This window comes from Paenibacillus naphthalenovorans (genome assembly GCF_900099895.1).
Classification (GTDB): Bacteria; Bacillota; Bacilli; order Paenibacillales; family NBRC-103111; genus Paenibacillus_G; species Paenibacillus_G naphthalenovorans.
The window spans coordinates 11,935-30,308 of record NZ_FNDY01000001.1; the positions used below are offsets into that span (position 1 = coordinate 11,935).

An 18,374-nucleotide genomic window follows, 5' to 3' on the forward strand; every position below is an offset into this window, starting at 1 on the left:
TACTTCGGTCCATTGGTCATGGAATCGCTTTCGGCTGAGCCTGTCATTATGGGATGGTTTAGCTCATCCGATCCTCAATGTCATCCGCTGCAAGGTCCGTTTGTTTACCGGATCCAGGATGCGCATAGCAAAAAACCGGGGTAGAAGAACCCCGGCTTGAATGACCAATCCGTTTTCTAACGGCTTATTGCGTTTTGATGTAGACGGTCTGGGATGCCTGATCCCAGCTCACCTCGGCGCCCAGCGATTCGCTGATGAAGCGTACCGGCACCATCGTGTATGAGTTTACCAGTTGGGCCGGCACCTCAAGCGGTTTGGCAATCCCGTTGACGGTAGGCTGGGTGCTGCCGATCCGGAGATAGACCGTCACGCTGCCCTTGGTTGCCGTCACCGAACGCTCCGTATCGTTCCAGGAGATCACGGCCCCCAACCTCTCGAAAATCGCGCGCATCGGAACCAGAACGCTCCCGTCTTTGTTGACCGGGGGCTGCTCGAACTTCTGCAGCTCGCCGTCGATAATCACTTTGATTTTATCGAAGCTGATGATGAGCGGCTTCACTTCCAGCTCTCCGCCAAAATGCCGCTTCCGCAAGCTCATGATTTCTTCCAACGAGCTCGTTCGCTGAAGCAGCAGCTTCTCTACCGTCGTATCGCGCAGCGCCGTCAGCTTTAGGACGGTATCCTTCTGTGTCTTGTCCAGGGAGGCTACGGCGGCATCGCGGATCTCCTGCAGCTCCTTCTCCCCATCCGTCAGCACCTTGTCGATCCGTTTTTCCGCCTCTGCCCGCGAGATCCGCCCGACCCGGTATTCCCGCATCGTCCCGCCCGAATAATTGATATTGGATTCGTTGCGCAGTTTCCGCATTGTGCTGCTGGTGTAGTTCGGATTCATTTCGTTGCTGTAGTCCCACATTGTGCTGCCGGAGTAGTTGGGGTTGTTCTCGTTGTGGTAATTCCACATCAGGGAAGACCTGTAGTTCTCATTGATCTGATTTGCGAAATGCCAATGCGTGCTCGACAAATAGTTCTCGTTGATCGCCGTCGCATATTTCCATAACGCTCCGGAGGTGTAATTCGGGTTGATCTCCCGTTGGTAGGCATTCAATGCATCTCGATAACCGCTGCCGCCATATTTATCCGACAGTTCAGTGTAGTCCCTGTCCAACAGCTTGGCCAGCTCGTCGAGATCCTTTTCGACAAGGTCGTTCAAGATGCGCTGCTCGTTGTGAATCTGCTCATAAAAGGCGTCGTATGCTGCCGTCGCTTTCTTCTTGTCCGATGCATACAGGTCGCTGTATTTCGCCTCCAGCTGGTTGTACCGGGATTCGACAGCCTGAACGAACGAGTTGTCATAACTTGCTGCGTAAACCTGGGATACGTTGATCGTCGGGCTGACAGACACGACCAAAGATCCGGCAAGCAGTACCTTGACGATTACACGGATGAATTTCTTCATTGAGGTCCTCCTAGCGTTCTGTATGATTCATTACTATTTCAATAAAAAGAAAAATGATTACATAAATTTTCGGTGAATGGAATTAAATTCCTTCCTTGATATGCAAAATGAATCGATAGTCCCGACCTTATACAGTAATATTTTATTTTTTCAAGCCACTTGAATGACCTGAACGCCCCAGGTTAGTCCGGCGCCAAAACCGATCAATACAACAATGTCACCGGAACGTGCACGGTTTTGTTTAATGGCTTCTGCAAGAGCGATGGGAATGGAAGCTGCTGACGTATTCCCGTATTTCTCAACGTTTACAAATACTTTATCGAGAGAGATGTTGGCTGACTCTGCGGCTTTCTCGATCATTCGGATGTTAGCTTGATGCGGAATGATCAAGGCGATGTCATCTATGCTCAGACTCAAATCGTCCAGGACTTTCCGAAGCAAGGCCTCAAAAATTCGGACTCCAAACTTGAATACTTCTCGTCCGTTCATCGTCACCGGTCCCGTAACCGGGGACTTGAGCAGCTCTGATCCGGAACCGTCCGCACCCAATAGAGAGTAACACGGGAAGGAGCCGGGGAGGGATTGAAGAACAACTGCGCCTGCCCCATCTCCAAACAGCACTGCCGTGTTTCGGTCGTTCCAATTCAAAATTTTTGAAAACACGTCGGCTCCTATAACCAGAACGGTCTTGTAGGCACCGGACCGAATCAATTGGCTGCCAACGGACAAGGCATAGACAAAACCCGAGCATGCCGCCGACAGATCGAATGCGGCCGCATGGCAAGCGAGCTTTTGCTGAACAAGTGCGGCAGTTGACGGAAAAGCGTTATCCGGAGTTGAGGTCGCCACAATGATAAGATCAACCTCTTTCGGGGATAACCGGGCTTGCTTTAAAGCTTTAGTTGCAGCGATGGCAGCCAGTTCGGATGTGTTCGTCGACTCATCGGCTATATACCGTTGACGGATGCCTGTTCTTTGTCGAATCCATTCATCGGAAGTTTCCAGAGCTTCCGGCAAGTCAAAATTGGTTAAAACGAATGGCGGAACGTAAAATCCTGTACCTGTAATGCCGACCCCATTATGATCACGATTGGAACGCATAAAATTCCCTCCACAACATAAATACACAAAAAACAAAAAAGACACAAAAGACAAACTAAAATATATCATATAATGCCAGAGAAGCAAATATGCAAAATCCGATTCCCTTGCTTTAAGCGTCACGATTAGAAAAGCCGGATAAATAGAGGGAGTCGCACCTGTTTTTTTGCTTTTTTGGGGATTGTTTATTGACAACCGTTTTGAATTGGATTTATATTTTAGACAGCATATATTTTTGGTTTTTTGGGGGGTGGCCGTGGCGTGATTTTGACCGGACGCCGAAAGCAATTTCTTCAGAAATTGATCGACTTGTACAATAAAACCAACATGCCTGTTCATTATGAAACATTAGCAAGAGCGATTGGCGTCAGCAAATGGACGGCCTACGACATGCTGAAGGAACTTGAAAAGCTTGGCTGTCTCACCCGTGATTACGCAGTAAATCCCGGCGAAACAGGACGTTCCCAAATTGTTTTTCAGCCGACAGCCAAAGCTTCGAGTTTGTTCGAACAACCTCGTTCTGAAGTCATCGATCCGGAAGAGTGGCATCAAATAAAAACGAAGGTGCTTGCGCTTCTAAACAGCTTAAAAAGCAGCAGCCTCAGCGACGCCGTTCAAAAGGTGATGGAGGAGATTCCGAAGGTACAGGTTCGGGTTGCCTTCTGCGCGTACATCATCGGGCTTCTTCTTGTTTACCTTCGCAAGCTGGGCGGGCGAACCGAGTCTTTGATCAAAAGTCTTGTTCAACACGCGCCGACAAACGAAATGCGGATGACGATGTTTGTAGGGACCGTCCTTGGCACGATCATTCAAACGATGAATCACGAGATGGGCATCGAGGTAACCGATTTGATCGGACGGTATCTAAAGTCAATTACAGACCTTTCCGACCGTGAAAGGGGAATGCTTTCCGATTTTCTTTATGAATCTCTGGCCTGACGGGTCAGGTCGCACATAACAAGAAAAAATGAAAGGAGGAATGAATTGGTATCCGGCATGGATAAACTGTAATGGAGAAGCTGTTTTGAATCAATCCGACGGACGTGGAACCATACGATATATTTCTCGGCAAACCTCAAGGGGTGAGAAGGACAGAATGAGCATGAAAGTGGGATTGGTTTTGGGAGGAGGGGCAATACGCGGGTTAGCGCATATTGGCGTGATCAAAGTTTTTAAAAAGCATCAAATCCCGATTGATTTTATTGCGGGTACCAGCATGGGCGGTGCCATCGGGGGGTTGGTTGCCGCCGGTATTGACATCGAGGAGATTGAAGAGTTTATTCTGAACACCCCCTCCTACCGGTTCGTGGATATCGGAATTCTCAAGCGCGGGATTTTGGCCGGAAATAAAATATACGCCATGCTGATTCAATTTCTGGAACATAAAGGGCTTGGCGACATCCGAATCGAGGATCTGAAGATTCCGTTCCGGACGGTGTCGGTCGATCTGATAAAAGGAGACGTTTTTGTTTTTGAAGAAGGAAGTCTCGTTTTGGCCATCCGGGCCACCACATCGGTTCCCGGTATCTTTTCTCCCGTTCATTATCAGGGCAAAGTGTTGGTGGACGGGGGAGTGTTGAATAACCTCCCCGCTGATCTTCTGCGTACGGCGGGAATGGATGCAGTCCTTGCGGTGGATGTCGAAAGAGAGCATGAAGAACAGGAGCCGCGCAATCTATTGGAAGTGGTTTACCGTTCTTTTACGATTATGACTACGGTACAGCGCCGGGGCAATCTAAAATTTGCGGATGTGGTGTTTCGGCCGGAAGTCGGGCATATTTTCGCCTTCGACATCGGCAGAATCCGGGAGTGTATTCTAGCGGGGGAACGAGAAGCCCAAAACAAGATTCATGAAGTGATATCCCTGCTGAAATAAATCAGAAACGGAGGTCGCGGTGATGATGGATTTTGTCAAAAAAGGATTAGCGTTTGGACTGGGTTTGGCCGTTATAAGCAAAGAACAGGTGGAAAAGCTGGTTAATGAAATGGTGAAAAAAGGGGAATTATCCAAGGAAGAGTCGAAGGATATGATCCATCAACTGATTCAACGAGGCGAAGAAGAAAAAGACGGATTAAAACGTTTGGTGCGTGAGCAGCTTAAACAAATGACGGACGAATTGAATTTAGCCACAAAGGATGATATCCAGCGGCTGGAACAGCGAATTCAGAACCTGGAAAAACGAGGCGAGTAAATAAGGGGGCCCATTCAAGGCCCCCCGGCTGTTAAAGGGGACGTATGGATGATTGGAAAAAGGATGCGCCATATCAGTCGATATCGGGATATTGCCATTGCTTTGATTCGTCATGGATTTGGAATCGTGGTAGAGGAAATCGGTTTTGCTCAGTTTCTCTCTCTTCCCCAGAGAATGTTCTTCGAACCGAAGAAAAAGGATCCAAAATCCGTTGGCGAACGGATCAGGCTCGTTCTGCAGGAATTGGGACCCACTTTCGTGAAATTGGGGCAAATCGCAAGTACGCGTCCCGACTTGCTTCCTGAAGAGATCATCCGTGAATTGGAAAAATTACAGGACCGGGTCCCTCCTTTTTCATTTCAGGAAGTGCGCGGCATTATTCAGGAGGAATTGGCGGACGAACCGGATAACATTTTTCAACATTTTGAAGATACTCCGTTGGCTGCTGCGTCTATAGGACAAGTCCACCAGGCTGTTTTGCGATCCGGCGAAAAAGTAGCGGTCAAAGTCCAGCGTCCGAATATCGCCAGTGTGATTGAAACGGATTTGGAAATTCTTCAGGATTTGGCGGCTCTTGCTGAACATCGTCTGGAATGGGCGGCCAGATATCAAATTCGGATTATGGTGGATGAATTCTCCAAGTCCCTTCGGGCAGAACTCGATTATACGATGGAAAGCCGCAATGCGGAGAAAATCGCAAAACAATTCGGCAATGACCCTGCCATTTATGTTCCCAAAGTATTTTTGGAATATTCCACCAAGAAAGTATTGACCATGGAATACGTTGACGGAGTAAAGCTCAATGAGCCGGATAAACTGAAACAGTACGGCTACAACCCGAAAAATCTGGCGGAACGTCTTGCCAAGGCGATTTTTCACCAAATTTTTAATAACGGTTTTTTCCATGGGGATCCTCATCCCGGAAATGTGCTCGTATTACCGGGTGAAGTGATCGCGTTTATCGATTTTGGCATGGTAGGACGGCTTAGTCCCGAGATGAAATACCATTTTTCTTCTTTGGTCATTGCTTTGATGCGTCAAAGTACAGACGGGGTCATAAAAGCCATCCTTCGCATGGGATTGGTGCCGGATGATGTGAATATGGCGCAGCTGCGCGGAGATGTAGAACAATTGAGGGAGAAGTATTACGGTGTCCCGTTAAGTCAAATCAGTCTCGGAGAGGCCGTCAACGACCTGTTTCGCACAGCGTTTCGGCACTCCATCCGGATCCCCCCAGACTTGACGTTATTGGGGAAGACATTGCTGACGGTTGAAGGCGTTGTTGAAAAACTGGATCCCGCGTTTCGCATCTTCGACATTGCGGAGCCCATTGGGCGTCAATTGTTAAAGGAACGATTGCATCCCAAAAGTGTATCGGTAACGGTATGGAATCGTGTTTCCGATTACGGGGAACTGCTGCTGGATCTTCCCAAACACATGAAAGAAGTAACCTCTTTGATCAAACAGGGGAGACTTCGGCTTGAGATCGCTGTCCCTGAACTGGATCTTTTCTTAAAGAAATTGGATCGGATCAGCAACCGGTTGTCTTTTAGTATTGTTTTGTTATCCTTCAGTATTATTATGGTAGGTGTGATTATCGGTTCTTCTCTGGGCAGACAATCCACCTTGCTCTGGCAATTTCCGGCGATTGAAATGGGTTTGGGATTGGCGATGATCATGTTTTTGTGGCTGTTATATTCGATTTTTAAGTCAGGGAGATTTTAAGGCTCCGGGCCTCGGGGCTGATGGTTGGAGCAAAAAAGGGAGCACAGTTCCTGGCACAACGCCTTGCGCCATTCAGGTCATAGGTCCATATGATGAAGAAAATTGTCAGACCGGTTTTGGGGTCTGGCATTTTTTTTATTTTTTGGCGCCGCGAGATCCGCCATCAGGAATTTTTTGTTTATTCAGGGTGAAATGGGAAACAATAATAAGGAAAATATAGAAAAGTGGTGATCACTATCGCATCGGCTAACAACAAGATATCGCTGCTTCAAGGATATATGCTGATCCTGATAGCCATCGGTATTCTGAATCACGTGATCATTATCCCACTATTGCTAACGGTCTCCCATAGAGATTCATGGGTTAGTGTTTTGGTTGTCTTGGCTATATCCCCGGTTTGGGTCGCGTGTTTGTCCTACATTATCAAGGACATGAACGGGGTACCGCTCAAATCTTGGCTGTACCGGCACTTTGGAAGGCTATTATCATGCTTCTTGTTAATTTTGATCAGTGTCTATGTGTTCGCCATGGGCACACTTTGCCTCAAAGACACCATAACATGGACCATTGCCTCTTATTTGCCGCAAACACCGGTTTTGGCATTAGTATTAGCGGGAGTGATCTGCAATTTATTTGCTGCGAAAGCCGGATTGCGCTCGATTGCGATCGTAACCGGCATTTTGCTCCCTTTTGTGATCATACTCGGTGATTTTGTCATGTCAGCCAATTTCAAGTACAAGGATTACAGCCTGCTGTTTCCGGTTATGGAGTTTGGGACGGCACCCATATGGAAAGGCCTCTTTTATGCTGCGGGGGGGCTTTTAGAAATGATGGGCATTCTTTTTTTTCAGGAGCACTTAACCAAGCGCCCGCGATTCGGCAATCTCATGCTGGTCCTCGTATTGCTAACAGGTCTGATTCTGGGTCCGTTGACGGGTTCCATCGCCATTTTTGGACCCAATGAGGCGGCAGAACAGCGTTATCCCGCTTTTGAACAGTGGCGTATGGTCCAATTGGGACAGTATATTGCGCATCTTGATTTTTTCTCCATCTACCAGTGGCTCTCCGGAACATTTATTCGTGTCACACTGGCCCTTTTTGTTCTGGTCGACATATGGAAACCGAATAAGCCATTGCCATGGCTGATACTCACCGCCATACTGATGATCGGGGCTGTCCTTCTGCCTTTCAGTGATGCTGAGTTTCTGGAATTTCTTGGTAAAGTGTATTTTCCGTTGTCGGTCTATGTCGTTTTGGGATTAACGGCGTTGTTTGTAACAAAAATTTGGATATCCAACAGAATAAGAAGGTGAAATGACGGTGTTTAAAGAGTGGTTTATGAAACGGCTTCTAAGAGGATCGCACGGTTCGACACAGTCCCCGAACCAAGAACACAATCCAGCTTCCAAACCATCCTCAAACCTAACGTTTGAACCCGCCGATACCGATACGATTTTAGCTTTTTTCCAACGTTGCGCCGATGTCAAGCATCATATATACACTTTGAATGCAAATGATGACCGTTCATCCGTTTTATTCGTCTACTGTGAAGGTTTGAGCGATAGCCAGCAAATGATTCATGAGTTGGTGCTGCCTCGTTTGCAGCGTTTTTATGAAATATACGGCTTTACGGAAGTCGAGTGGCTGATATCGGCGAGTCAACTTCATCTGGAGCTTTTACCGGATCATGATTGGCAGCGGAAAGCGGCCCAAAATGTGTTTGAAGGCAATCTGCTCATGCATATCCCCGCACTTGGGGTCACTGGTACGGTTAATATTGCCGACTTGCCGACGAGAAAGCCGGAAGAATCGAATTTGGAGGTTTCCATCAGGGGACCGAGGGACGGTTTTGTGGAAGATTTGGTCACCAATGTCGCGCTGATCCGCAAGCGGATTAAATCTCCTTCGTTGGCCTATGATTCGTTAGTCGTCGGTGAACGCACGCAGACGAGAGTCGGATTGATGTACGTGTATGATATAGCCGATCCGAAAATCATACAGAACGTGAAACAACGGATTCAAAAAATTACCATCGACGGCATTTTCAGCGCGACGCAATTGGAGGAGCTCATAGCGCCGGCCAAGGCATGGTTTCCCTTAATGGCGTATACCGGCAGGCCGGATTTTGCAGTCAATTGTTTGCTGAATGGACGATTTGTCCTGCTGGTGGACGGAACTCCGGCGGCTTTGGTTGCTCCTGCTGATCTAACGCTTCTGGTCAAGACGCCGGAGGACATCCATTATACAGCATTATCCTCGACATTCGGACAATCGCTCCGATTATTGGGATTGGTTGTGTCTCTTATGCTGCCGGGGTTCTGGGTTTCATTGCTCGCTTATCATCACGATCATATTCCGTTCTACCTGCTGGCCACTCTTACGACCAACCGGCTCGGTATTCCGCTATCGGTAACCATAGAAATGTTCCTTGCTCTGCTTTTTCTTGAAATATTGCGTGAGGCGGGTGTTCGTCTTCCGTCCACTGTCGGTTCGACGCTTACCGTCGTCGGAGGGCTTATCCTCGGAGATGCCGCCATTCGAGCCGGCATTTTGTCTCCGGGGATTGTAGTGATCGGCGCGCTGACTCATGTATTCGGCGCAACGTTGACCAATCAGGCATTGAGCGGGACGGTAAGCATATTAAGATTCATGTTTTTCTGTTTTGCCGCATTGTTCGGGTTATATGGTTTTTTTCTCGGTATTTTTATCTTGCTGGTTCACTTGTCGACACTTTACTCTTTCGGTGTTCCTTATTTGGCTCCATTGTCTCCTCCCTTTTTCAAGGACCTGCCGAATGCGCTGTTCCGATTGCCTTGGGTGTGGAAGAAGCGGCGTCCAAAGATGCTCAATATTATCGATGATACGAGTAGTCAAGGAGAAGATAAGAAGTGAAGGGATTGAAGCTATTTACTGTGGTGATGGTACTGCTGACCATCACCACCGGCTGTTGGAACATCCGGGAAGTCCAGGACATCAACTATGCAACGGCCATTGGGTTTGATTACAGCGGCGGAAAATGCATCATGTATGTGCAGATGCTGGATTTTTCCAGTGTAGCCAAGTTGGAAGGTCAGCAAAAACTGTCGGAAGGGCCTGTATGGGTCGGGAAAGGAACAGGGAAATCGTTTACGGAAGCAGCTAACAGTTTATATTCAACGTCGCAAAAAAAATTGCTTTGGGGCCATGTTTCAGCGATTGTATTCAGCGAACGAATTTTGAAGCAAAACAAATACCGGGATGTATTGGAATTGCTCGACCGATATAGGGAAATCCGTTATTTGGTATGGGCGTTCAGCACCAGGGAATCGATTGAAGACATTTTTAACAATACTCCATTTTTTAAAGAGTCCCCGAAAATGTCCATTTTGCACAGTCCGGAAGAACAATACCGGCAAAGCTCGATCATTAAGCCGGTCAGGCTGTATCAATTTATCACGTCTCTGAAAGAGGATGCGCGAATTAGCTACCTGGCTTCTCTTCGGATTGTGGAGGACCAATGGAAAGAAAGCAGGAAAGCACATCCGCTGTTAGAGTATGAAGGCATGCACGTCTTTCAGAAAGATCGGTACCGGGGACATATGGATTTGAATGATTTGCAGGGATTGCCCTGGATGAACGAAAAAACGGTTCGGGCGCCGCTTTATCTCTTTCGCGAGAACTCATTGGCCGCTGTGTTGGTCATGGAGAAACCGGAGGTGCAGATCACGCCTTCAGTTCAACCCGGCGGATATTTTGACGTTACGGTAATACTGCAGGCAGGGGTCAATGAAATGCATCAGGAAATGACCAAGCGGGAACTGATCAGCTTGGCAGAACAGAAGATCGAGGAACAAATCCGTCATACCTACCGGCAAGGGTTTGAGCGGAAGGTGGATGTATACAATCTGAGCGAGCCGTTGTTTCGGCGCAATCCATCGGAATGGCACCGGCTTGCGGACGAGGATCAATTTTTGTTGCGCGAAGATTCTTTGCGCAGCGTCCGCGTTATTGTCGAATTGACCAATACGGGACGGTATAAATTCAACCCCGGCATGTAAGGGTCCAAACCGATATGAATCCAGCTTGCCCCAATGCCCTTCCCGGCTCCGTTGCCGGCCATGCCTTTTGGTTGACGGGAAGAGTTTTGGGCAAACGGGGAGTTTTGGCGAAAATCGTTCCCGGAAGCGGGTGCGATTGAACTGAACAAGCAAAAAAAGCGCATATTCATTCGGAAAAAATGCAGAAAAGAAAAAATCATTGACAGATGAAGTGTTCCAGTGGTAAAATTATTCTTATTAAGAAATCCAAGTATTCATATAGGATTTATCCACCGGACAGCCGGAGATGACATTCCTTGAACGTATGGAGGGGTGCGTCTCCTTTTTTGCGTTCGCTGAAAAAACATAATGGAGGGGTATTGGATGGCTAAACAGAATTTGAAGATCGCAATCATTGTCGGGAGCCCGAACAAGGTATCGAGGTTGAATGGACTTACCCGGTTTGTTGAGGAGAAGTTGCAGGCCTCAGGGAACGTTCAATTGAACTGGGTTCAGGTGACCGAGCTGCCCCCCGATGACTTGATTTACGCAAGATTCGACAGCCAGGATGTGCGTCTCGCGAACGGGAAGGTTCAAGAAGCCGATGCGGTGATTGTAGCGAGCCCGGTATATAAAGCTTCGTACACGGGAGTTTTAAAGACGTACCTGGACTTGCTGCCGCAGGGTGCGCTTGAGGGCAAGATTGTGCTCCCTTTGTTTATCGGCGGTACAATTTCCCATCTGCTATCGATCGATTATGCGTTGAAGCCGGTTTTGGCCGCTTTGGGCGCAAGACATGTGCTTGGCGGCGTATTTGCAGTCGATAGCTGGGTCGCGAAAACCGAGCAAGGCGGTTACGAATTGGAAGAGGAATTAAAGTCTCGTCTTGAAAACTCGGTTGCAGAGCTGATTCGGGAGACTGCATGGAGAATTGAGAGAAAACGGGAGTCTGAGAACGCGGTTAAGGCCTAAATATCGCCACTGCATTGGGAGTGTGAAAATCATATCATGATACGGAAAATTGTAATAGCTGTGGCTTTAATCGCGTTTGCATTAGCGCTTCCCGCTTGCGGCAGCGTGGAGAAACCTGCGGTTTCTACAAACGATAATGGTGGTAATAGCGGCGACCAGGCGAAGGTTATCAGGATTGGCTATCAGAAATACGGCACGATGAATTTTTTGAGGGCGAAAGGGGTTCTGGAAGAGAGGCTTGGAAAAGAAGGCGTGAAGGTCGAATGGACCGAGTTTCCCGGAGGCCCGCAGCTTCTTGAGGCGCTGAATGTCGGCAGCATCGATATCGGACATACCGGCGAAGCCCCGCCGATTTTCGCCCAGGCAGCCGGCGCGCCTCTCGTCTATTTGGCGCATGAGCCGCCGAGTCCGCAAGGCGAAGCGATTCTGGTGCCGCAAGGCTCTCCGATCAAATCGGTTGCCGATCTCAAAGGGAAAAAGGTAGCGCTCAATAAAGGCTCTAATGTCCACTATTTGCTGGTGGTGCTGCTGGAGAAGGCCGGCCTTCAATATAAAGATGTGGAGACGGTATTCCTTCCGCCGGCGGATGCCAGAGTAGCGTTCGAGAGAGGAAGCGTGGATGCATGGGTCATCTGGGATCCGTTCCTGGCAGCGGCTCAAACGGCTACGAAAGGAACCATTTTGGCTGACGGTACGGGTGTTGTAAGCAATCATGAATTTTATTTGGCCTCCCGTAGCTTTGTCGAGAAAAACCCTGATCTTACTGCTATACTGCTTGAAGAACTGGACAAGGTAGATGAATGGGCGAAGACGAACTTGAAGGAGCTTACGGAGCTGTTGTCCGCTCAGCTTGGCATCGACGTTCCGTCGCTGGAGCTTGCTTCCGGACGACGCGAATATGGCGTGCAGCAAATCAGTGAGGAGGTCATCGCCGAGCAGCAGCGGATTGCGGATACGTTCGAGAAGCTCGGACTTATTCCGAAGCCCATTCAAGTCAAAGATGCGGTTTTAAAGAATAAATAAAAAAGCGGTATGGAGGGATTTCAATGGAAGTGTTTTGGTTTATTCCGACGCATGGGGACAGCCGGTATCTGGGGACGACCAAGGGCGCACGTGCAGTCGATTTTCAGTATATGAAGCAGATTGCGGAAGCGGCGGACCGTCTTGGTTTCGGAGGTGTTCTTCTGCCGACAGGCAAGTCTTGCGAGGATGCTTGGGTAACGGCATCTTCCCTGATCTCTTCGACCGAGAAGCTGAAGTTTCTTGTAGCGGTCCGTCCGGGGCTGATGTCTCCGACTTTGGCGGCGCGCATGGCGTCCACCTTCGACCGCATCTCCGGCGGCAGGCTTCTTATTAATATAGTGGCGGGAGGAGACCCGGTAGAGCTTGCCGGAGATGGATTGTTCCTCGATCATGATGGCCGTTACGACTTGACCGATGAATTTCTGCATATTTGGCGGAAGGAGCTTTTGGGCGAGGAAGTCGACTTTGAGGGTACCCACCTGCGTGTCAACGGAGCCAAGGTGGTTTACCCGACGATCCAGAAGCCGTATCCTCCGCTCTACTTTGGCGGCTCCTCGCCAGCCGGCCATAAGGTGGCGGCCGAGCATGTCGATGTATATTTGAGCTGGGGCGAGCCTCCGCAACAGGTAAAGGAGAAGATTGAACACGTTCGGGAGCTTGCCGCCAAACAGGGCAGAACGATCCGCTTCGGCATCCGGCTGCACGTGATTGTACGCGAAACGAACGAGGAGGCCTGGAAAGCGGCGAACGAGCTTATCCAATATGTCGATGACGCGACGATTGAAGCGGCGCAAAAAATATTCGAGCGCTTTGATTCCGAAGGGCAGAAGCGCATGGCGCAGCTTCATAGCGGCAGCCGTGCATCTCTGGAAATCAGCCCGAACCTGTGGGCAGGAATCGGTCTTGTCAGGGGAGGCGCCGGGACGGCCCTCGTCGGCGACCCTGAAACGGTTGCCGAACGGATGAAAGAATACGCGGAGCTAGGCATCGAAACGTTCATCCTGTCCGGATATCCGCATCTTGAGGAGGCGTACAGGACGGCGGAGCTGTTGTTCCCGCTGCTGCCTCTTGACCGGCCTCAGGGCACGTCGGAAAGACAAGGATATGTCAGTCCGTTCGGCGAATTGATCGCCAATAACGAGCTTCCGGGCGAGGTCGCGGAAAACCGTGCGAAAGAGGTGGCGGAATATGCAGGGAAAAAGAACAGTCAGCCTCCTGCGAAAGTGGCAAAATAAATCGTGGTTTGTCTGGATCGTTCCGGCTGCGCTTGTCATTCTATGGCAAATTCTAGGGCAATTAGGAATCATTTCTACACGCATACTGCCGACTCCGGTTGCTGTGGTGAAATCGTTGTTTACTTTGATCGGTAACGGAATGCTCTTTGATTATATTGGAACAAGCACAACCCGTGCGTTGATCGGTTTCGCCATCGGCGGCGGTATAGGGTTAATACTCGGCCTGTTGAACGGCATTGTTCCTCTGGCCGAGAAGCTGATTGACACATCGGTCCAGATGATCCGCAACATTCCGCATCTGGCGCTTATTCCGCTCGTCATCCTCTGGTTCGGCATCGGTGAAGCGGCGAAGCTGTTTCTGGTTGCACTTGGCGTTGCATTCCCGATCTACTTGAATACGTTCCACGGGATCCGTACGGTGGATCCGGGGCTGATTGAGATGGGGAGGGTGTATGGTTTACGGGGGCTGCCGCTCTTCTGGAAAGTCATTCTCCCGGGGGCGCTTCCATCGATTCTTGTTGGTGTTCGTTTCTCGTTGGGCATCATGTGGATCTCTCTCATTGTGGCGGAGACGATTTCCGCCGATTCGGGAATCGGCTATATGGCGATGAACGCCCGCGAATTTATGCAAATGGATATCGTCGTGCTTAGCATTATCCTGTACGCACTGCTTGGCAAGCTGTCCGATTCGATCGCGAAGTATTTCGAAGGATTATTCCTTCAGTGGCATCCGAACTATCGGAAGGGATAAGCAAGGATTGGAAAGGAAGGAGAATGATCATGAAAACTGGAGTGCTGGGCTCTCACTTGGCCATCAACGACGTGAGCAAGCGGTTTGGCGACGTGAGGGTGCTGGAGAAGCTGAACCTGAACATCAAGTCCGGCGAATTTATCGCGATTGTGGGACGGAGCGGCTGCGGCAAGAGTACTCTGCTTCGTCTGGTGGCAGGTTTGGATGAGCCGACGGAAGGAACGCTGCTGCTGGATAAGAAGGAAATCACGGGTATTGATCCGGATACGAGGGTTCTGTTTCAGGACGCAAGGCTGCTGCCTTGGAAGAAAGTGCTGGAGAACGTTCGGATCGGTGTACGAGACGGAAATAAGGAGCGCGCTTTGGAGGCCCTCCGGATGGTAGGGCTGGAGGATAAAGCGAACGAATGGCCGGGTGTGCTGTCAGGCGGGCAGCGCCAGAGAGTAGCGCTTGCGAGAGCGTTGGCGGGAAACCCGCGGCTGCTCCTTCTTGACGAACCGTTAGGGGCATTGGACGCGTTGACACGCATCGACATGCAGGATTTGATTGAGAAGCTGTGGCAAAAACAGCGGTTCTCTGCCATTCTTGTAACCCACGACGTGAGCGAGGCGGTGGCGCTTGCCGATCGTGTTGTATTGATGAAAGACGGAGCCATCGCGCTCGATGTCGCCATTACGCTTCCTCGGCCGAGGGAGCGGGATAGCGGCTTCGCCTATTTTGAAAAGCTGATTTTGGACCGCGTTATGGAGCGTGATACGAGTTTGGAGCAAGAAACGCAGTTGAAGGTCTCGTATTCTATTTAAATAAAGATAAATTCGAGGAGATGTGAGAGGATTCAGCTCAACGGCAGCATCGGGGAGATCCGATTCGGGCTGCGGCATTTCTCTAATTGGAACCAATAAGGTGAAAAGCACGAAGCCGGTGTGAGAGATGTTGGGAATACTGGAAAAGGAGAAAATGATTGCAAATGGTCCTTTTGAAAGAAGGGGAAGTGGATGAGTACCCGCAGCAAACCGTAGTACGTATCTCGAATGAAAAGTTAACCATGCAGGTAATGGAGGAATCCCCGGTTAACTGGCCGGATCTGATGTTTATGGGGTACTGCTGCGAGTCTTTCCAAATCAATCGGGGGATCTATAATACGGCGGAGATCTGGTTGTACCGCAGAGGCTTTACGGATATTCGGGCAAGAAGAACCATACTGCTTCGTTTCTTTACTTTTGCCGTCAGCCGCGTTCAGAAGGATAGTAATAAGAAGTTTATCCGATTTGGCAGCGGAGGGTTGACGGAATGCCTGGAGGCGTTTATGCAAAGCGTATCGAACAAAGTAGGGCCATCATAAGGAAGTAAAAGCTTAATGCTGCTGTATACAACCCGAATACGACCGGAAAACCGGAGGCGAACCACAGGAAGTGGAGAGCCTCCTTTTTATTTAGCCGACAATAGAGATTGTTCCATTTGCAGAATTTGGGAAGCATTATGATTTGACGAAAGGTCGGGGACACAACAAATATGCCGTTTTCGTGATAAAGCCATCAGCCACGGGCAGGTCCCCTGTCTTTATAAAACATTTGCGGAAAGAGGGATTAGCATGTCATTAAAATTCGCCTATTGGGTACCCAATGTAAGCGGAGGATTGGTCATTTCCAAGATTCCTCAAAAAACGGGCTGGACGTTTGAGGACAATGCGAGATATGCCAAACAGGCGGAAGAAGCGGGCTTCGAATACGCATTGCTTCAGACCCGGTTTATCGCCAGTTATGGAGCCGAAAATCAATTGGAAGCCATTACTCTCGCATCGGCTTTGGCAGCCGTCACCACGAAACTGAAGCTGATTGCCGCCGTTCTTCCGGGGCTATGGCATCCAGGTCCGATCGCTAAGGCCATCTCCACGCTAGATGAAATCAGTAAAGGTCGTGCGGCGGTTAATGTCGTCAGCGGGTGGTTTAAGGGAGAATTTTACGGCTACGGGGAACCATGGCTGGATCATGACGAGCGTTACCGCCGATCCGAGGAGTTTATCAGGGTGCTGAAGCAATTATGGACGGAAGAGGAAACGAGCTTTCGGGGCGATTTTTACAGAATCAACGGGGCTCCTCTCAAACCGAAGCCCGAGGTCCTCCCGCCGGTGTTCCAGGGCGGTAATTCGTTCGCCGCGCGCCAAATGGCAGCCCGTGTTTCGGACTGGTATTTCATGAACGGCAATACGGCAGACGGCTTCCGGAAACAAATCGCTGAAGTGAATCAGCTGGCCGCCGAACATCAGCGGAGGCTGAAATTCGGAGTCAATGCCTTTGTCATTGTAAGGGATACGGAGGAAGAAGCGCAGCGAGTGCTGCGGGATATTATCCGTTACGCGGATGAAGAAGCGGTAGAAGGATTTCGGAGTCAGGTCCAATTCGCCGGCAAGGCTTCTCCTGAAAGGGAGGGAATGTGGGCAAACTCTAATTTTGACGATTTGGTACAATATAACGACGGTTTTAAGACAGGCTTGATCGGAACGGCCGAACAGGTTGCAGACCGCATCATTGAGCTGAAAAAAATTGGTGTCAACCTCATCCTTACCGGGTTCTTGCATTACGATGAAGATATTCGTATTTTTGGAGAGAAGGTCATTCCGCTTGTCAGAGCAAAGGAAGCCGCACTTCTGAGCGCTGCTGCTCAATAATACAATCAAGGAGAGGAGTGAATGGAGTTGAGTATTCAAGCCAATACCTTGGATCAGAGATTCGATTATGATACGATTCGTAGACAAATCCGTGAATTCGTCGAGACGGACATCAAACCGAGAGCGGAAACGATCGATCGGGAAGGGGCTTTTCCCAGAGAGAACCTTCTGGCGCTTGCGGAAGCGGGTTGGAACAGTGTGTTAATCCCTGAGCAATGGGGTGGTCAGGGACTTGATCACGTGGCCTTCGCCATTGCTACGGAAGAAATCGCAAAAGGGTGTGCGTCAACGTCACTTGTATATGTAATGCATGTAGGCGCGGTGCAGACGATCGTTTTATACGGGAACGACGACCAAAAGGAAAGATGGTTGAAGCCCGTTCGCCAGGGAAGGATCGGAACGTATTCGACAAGCGAAAAAGCTTCCGGGGGCCACTGGTGGTATAATTTCAGCGAAGCCGCCCGTGATGGAGAGGACTACATTATAAACGCTGAAAAATCGTTCACAACAAGCGCGGGTCAAGCCGATTTCTACATCTTCCAAACCAAATCCCCCGGCGCGCAAACGCCGACGGACGTCAGCTTTTTTATCGTGGACGGCAAGCTTCCGGGAATCAACGCCGGCGTTTGGGACGCATTGGGGGTTAGAGGAAACCACAGCGGTCCGATAAAATACGACGGCGTCCGGATTCGCCCGGAAGATAAACTGGGCTTGGAGGGACAAGGTCGCGAAATTTTGGAAAGCGGCGTTTCACCCGTTTACCTCATAGGCCTCGGTTCGACGTGGTTGGGGGTAGCTGAGGCTGCGTTGGAATCGGCTGTTGACTATGTGAAAGCAATGGTGCATCGTGATTTTAATAAAAGACTGGCGGATTACCAAGTCATTCGCCAGCAACTTGCCGAGGTCAAGGTATTAATTGAAAGTTTGAAGCCGTGGCAGCTTTCCCTGGCTAAACAATTAGACGCACTTCAAGCACAAGGGCGGCAGCAGGTTGAACTGCTTCTGCCGCTGGTCGAATTTAAAATTCATGCGGCCGAGGTTGCGAACAAAGCGGCGAAAGCGGCGTTGGACGTAACCGGCGGCTATGGTTACAAACGAGGCATATTTGAAAGACTTTACCGCGATGCCAGGGCGGGGATTGCCATGGGACCATCGAATAATATTGCTCGCGAATGGATTGGAAAAGCTCTGGTAGGATTGCCTCTCGAATTGTGGTACGAGGGAGGGGATTAACG

At 49.6% G+C, this 18,374-nt stretch carries 17 protein-coding genes; 15 read left to right on the plus strand and 2 right to left on the minus strand.

Going from position 1 to position 18,374, the window contains the following annotated elements:
• Window positions 1–184 precede the first annotated feature (184 nt).
• Complete coding sequence (locus BLT35_RS00075) at window positions 185–1,456, minus strand: copper amine oxidase N-terminal domain-containing protein (RefSeq protein ID WP_074726754.1); 1,272 nt, start codon at window positions 1,454–1,456, stop codon at window positions 185–187.
• Between the two features lie 150 nt (window positions 1,457–1,606).
• Entirely contained in the window at window positions 1,607–2,557 is a 951-nt protein-coding gene (locus BLT35_RS00080; RefSeq protein WP_074726755.1) for a beta-ketoacyl-ACP synthase III, read from the minus strand.
• Between the two features lie 261 nt (window positions 2,558–2,818).
• Here BLT35_RS00080 and BLT35_RS00085 point away from each other — a divergent pair, with 261 nt between their 5' ends.
• From BLT35_RS00085 to BLT35_RS00155, 15 genes are all read left to right on the plus strand, one after another.
• Window positions 2,819–3,496, plus strand: a complete 678-nt coding sequence (locus tag BLT35_RS00085; protein WP_054817718.1) for a LexA family transcriptional regulator — start codon at window positions 2,819–2,821, stop codon at window positions 3,494–3,496.
• 163 nt (window positions 3,497–3,659) lie between these two features.
• Window positions 3,660–4,433 (plus strand): patatin-like phospholipase family protein, encoded by a 774-nt coding sequence (locus BLT35_RS00090; protein WP_074726922.1) that lies wholly within the window; start codon window positions 3,660–3,662, stop codon window positions 4,431–4,433.
• A gap of 25 nt (window positions 4,434–4,458) precedes the next feature.
• Entirely contained in the window at window positions 4,459–4,749 is a 291-nt protein-coding gene (locus BLT35_RS00095) for a phasin family protein (protein WP_062410965.1), read from the plus strand.
• A gap of 48 nt (window positions 4,750–4,797) precedes the next feature.
• Window positions 4,798–6,474 carry a 2-polyprenylphenol 6-hydroxylase gene (gene ubiB, locus BLT35_RS00100; protein WP_074726756.1) on the plus strand — a complete coding sequence of 559 codons (1,677 nt, stop codon included), beginning with the start codon at window positions 4,798–4,800 and terminating at the stop codon, window positions 6,472–6,474.
• A gap of 224 nt (window positions 6,475–6,698) precedes the next feature.
• Window positions 6,699–7,787: an endospore germination permease gene (locus tag BLT35_RS00105; RefSeq protein WP_074726757.1), complete on the plus strand. Its 1,089-nt coding sequence runs from the start codon at window positions 6,699–6,701 to the stop codon at window positions 7,785–7,787.
• 25 nt (window positions 7,788–7,812) lie between these two features.
• The gene (locus BLT35_RS00110; protein WP_083351153.1) at window positions 7,813–9,366 is read left to right on the plus strand and encodes a spore germination protein; all 1,554 of its coding nucleotides are present in this window, start codon (window positions 7,813–7,815) and stop codon (window positions 9,364–9,366) included.
• Window positions 9,363–10,511, plus strand: coding sequence for a Ger(x)C family spore germination protein (locus BLT35_RS00115; protein ID WP_083351128.1), 1,149 nt, complete (start codon window positions 9,363–9,365; stop codon window positions 10,509–10,511). Before BLT35_RS00110 ends, BLT35_RS00115 begins: the two co-directional genes overlap by 4 nt.
• Window positions 10,512–10,874: 363 nt before the next feature.
• Entirely contained in the window at window positions 10,875–11,462 is a 588-nt protein-coding gene (gene ssuE / locus BLT35_RS00120; RefSeq protein ID WP_054817721.1) for an NADPH-dependent FMN reductase, read from the plus strand.
• A 36-nt stretch (window positions 11,463–11,498) separates the two neighbouring features.
• Window positions 11,499–12,485: a sulfonate ABC transporter substrate-binding protein gene (locus BLT35_RS00125; protein WP_074726758.1), complete on the plus strand. Its 987-nt coding sequence runs from the start codon at window positions 11,499–11,501 to the stop codon at window positions 12,483–12,485.
• 23 nt (window positions 12,486–12,508) lie between these two features.
• Window positions 12,509–13,720 carry an FMNH2-dependent alkanesulfonate monooxygenase gene (ssuD, locus tag BLT35_RS00130; RefSeq protein ID WP_074726759.1) on the plus strand — a complete coding sequence of 404 codons (1,212 nt, stop codon included), beginning with the start codon at window positions 12,509–12,511 and terminating at the stop codon, window positions 13,718–13,720.
• Window positions 13,674–14,471, plus strand: a complete 798-nt coding sequence (ssuC, locus tag BLT35_RS00135; protein WP_054817722.1) for an aliphatic sulfonate ABC transporter permease SsuC — start codon at window positions 13,674–13,676, stop codon at window positions 14,469–14,471. Before ssuD ends, ssuC begins: the two co-directional genes overlap by 47 nt.
• A 29-nt stretch (window positions 14,472–14,500) precedes the next feature.
• Window positions 14,501–15,274, plus strand: a complete 774-nt coding sequence (locus tag BLT35_RS00140; RefSeq protein WP_074726760.1) for an ATP-binding cassette domain-containing protein — start codon at window positions 14,501–14,503, stop codon at window positions 15,272–15,274.
• A 158-nt stretch (window positions 15,275–15,432) separates the two neighbouring features.
• Window positions 15,433–15,813 carry a hypothetical protein gene (locus BLT35_RS00145; protein WP_139170749.1) on the plus strand — a complete coding sequence of 127 codons (381 nt, stop codon included), beginning with the start codon at window positions 15,433–15,435 and terminating at the stop codon, window positions 15,811–15,813.
• Window positions 15,814–16,062: 249 nt separating this feature from the next.
• Window positions 16,063–17,139 carry a dimethylsulfone monooxygenase SfnG gene (sfnG, locus tag BLT35_RS00150; RefSeq protein ID WP_054817724.1) on the plus strand — a complete coding sequence of 359 codons (1,077 nt, stop codon included), beginning with the start codon at window positions 16,063–16,065 and terminating at the stop codon, window positions 17,137–17,139.
• A gap of 21 nt (window positions 17,140–17,160) precedes the next feature.
• Window positions 17,161–18,372 carry an acyl-CoA dehydrogenase family protein gene (locus BLT35_RS00155; RefSeq protein WP_074726761.1) on the plus strand — a complete coding sequence of 404 codons (1,212 nt, stop codon included), beginning with the start codon at window positions 17,161–17,163 and terminating at the stop codon, window positions 18,370–18,372.
• Window positions 18,373–18,374 lie beyond the last annotated feature (2 nt).

Bases quoted from the DNA above. Each gene is read 5' to 3' on its own strand.
- BLT35_RS00080 (WP_074726755.1), bottom strand. From the start codon at position 2,557: ATGCGTTCCAATCGTGATCATAATGGGGTCGGCATTACAGGTACAGGA.
- BLT35_RS00140 (WP_074726760.1), top strand. From the start codon at position 14,501: ATGAAAACTGGAGTGCTGGGCTCTCACTTGGCCATCAACGACGTGAGC.
- ssuC (WP_054817722.1), top strand. From the start codon at position 13,674: ATGCAGGGAAAAAGAACAGTCAGCCTCCTGCGAAAGTGGCAAAATAAA.
- BLT35_RS00155 (WP_074726761.1), top strand. From the start codon at position 17,161: ATGGAGTTGAGTATTCAAGCCAATACCTTGGATCAGAGATTCGATTAT.
- BLT35_RS00075 (WP_074726754.1), bottom strand. From the start codon at position 1,456: ATGAAGAAATTCATCCGTGTAATCGTCAAGGTACTGCTTGCCGGATCT.
- BLT35_RS00110 (WP_083351153.1), top strand. From the start codon at position 7,813: ATGAAACGGCTTCTAAGAGGATCGCACGGTTCGACACAGTCCCCGAAC.
- BLT35_RS00095 (WP_062410965.1), top strand. From the start codon at position 4,459: ATGGATTTTGTCAAAAAAGGATTAGCGTTTGGACTGGGTTTGGCCGTT.
- BLT35_RS00125 (WP_074726758.1), top strand. From the start codon at position 11,499: ATGATACGGAAAATTGTAATAGCTGTGGCTTTAATCGCGTTTGCATTA.
- ssuD (WP_074726759.1), top strand. From the start codon at position 12,509: ATGGAAGTGTTTTGGTTTATTCCGACGCATGGGGACAGCCGGTATCTG.
- ubiB (WP_074726756.1), top strand. From the start codon at position 4,798: ATGATTGGAAAAAGGATGCGCCATATCAGTCGATATCGGGATATTGCC.
- BLT35_RS00090 (WP_074726922.1), top strand. From the start codon at position 3,660: ATGAAAGTGGGATTGGTTTTGGGAGGAGGGGCAATACGCGGGTTAGCG.
- ssuE (WP_054817721.1), top strand. From the start codon at position 10,875: ATGGCTAAACAGAATTTGAAGATCGCAATCATTGTCGGGAGCCCGAAC.
- sfnG (WP_054817724.1), top strand. From the start codon at position 16,063: ATGTCATTAAAATTCGCCTATTGGGTACCCAATGTAAGCGGAGGATTG.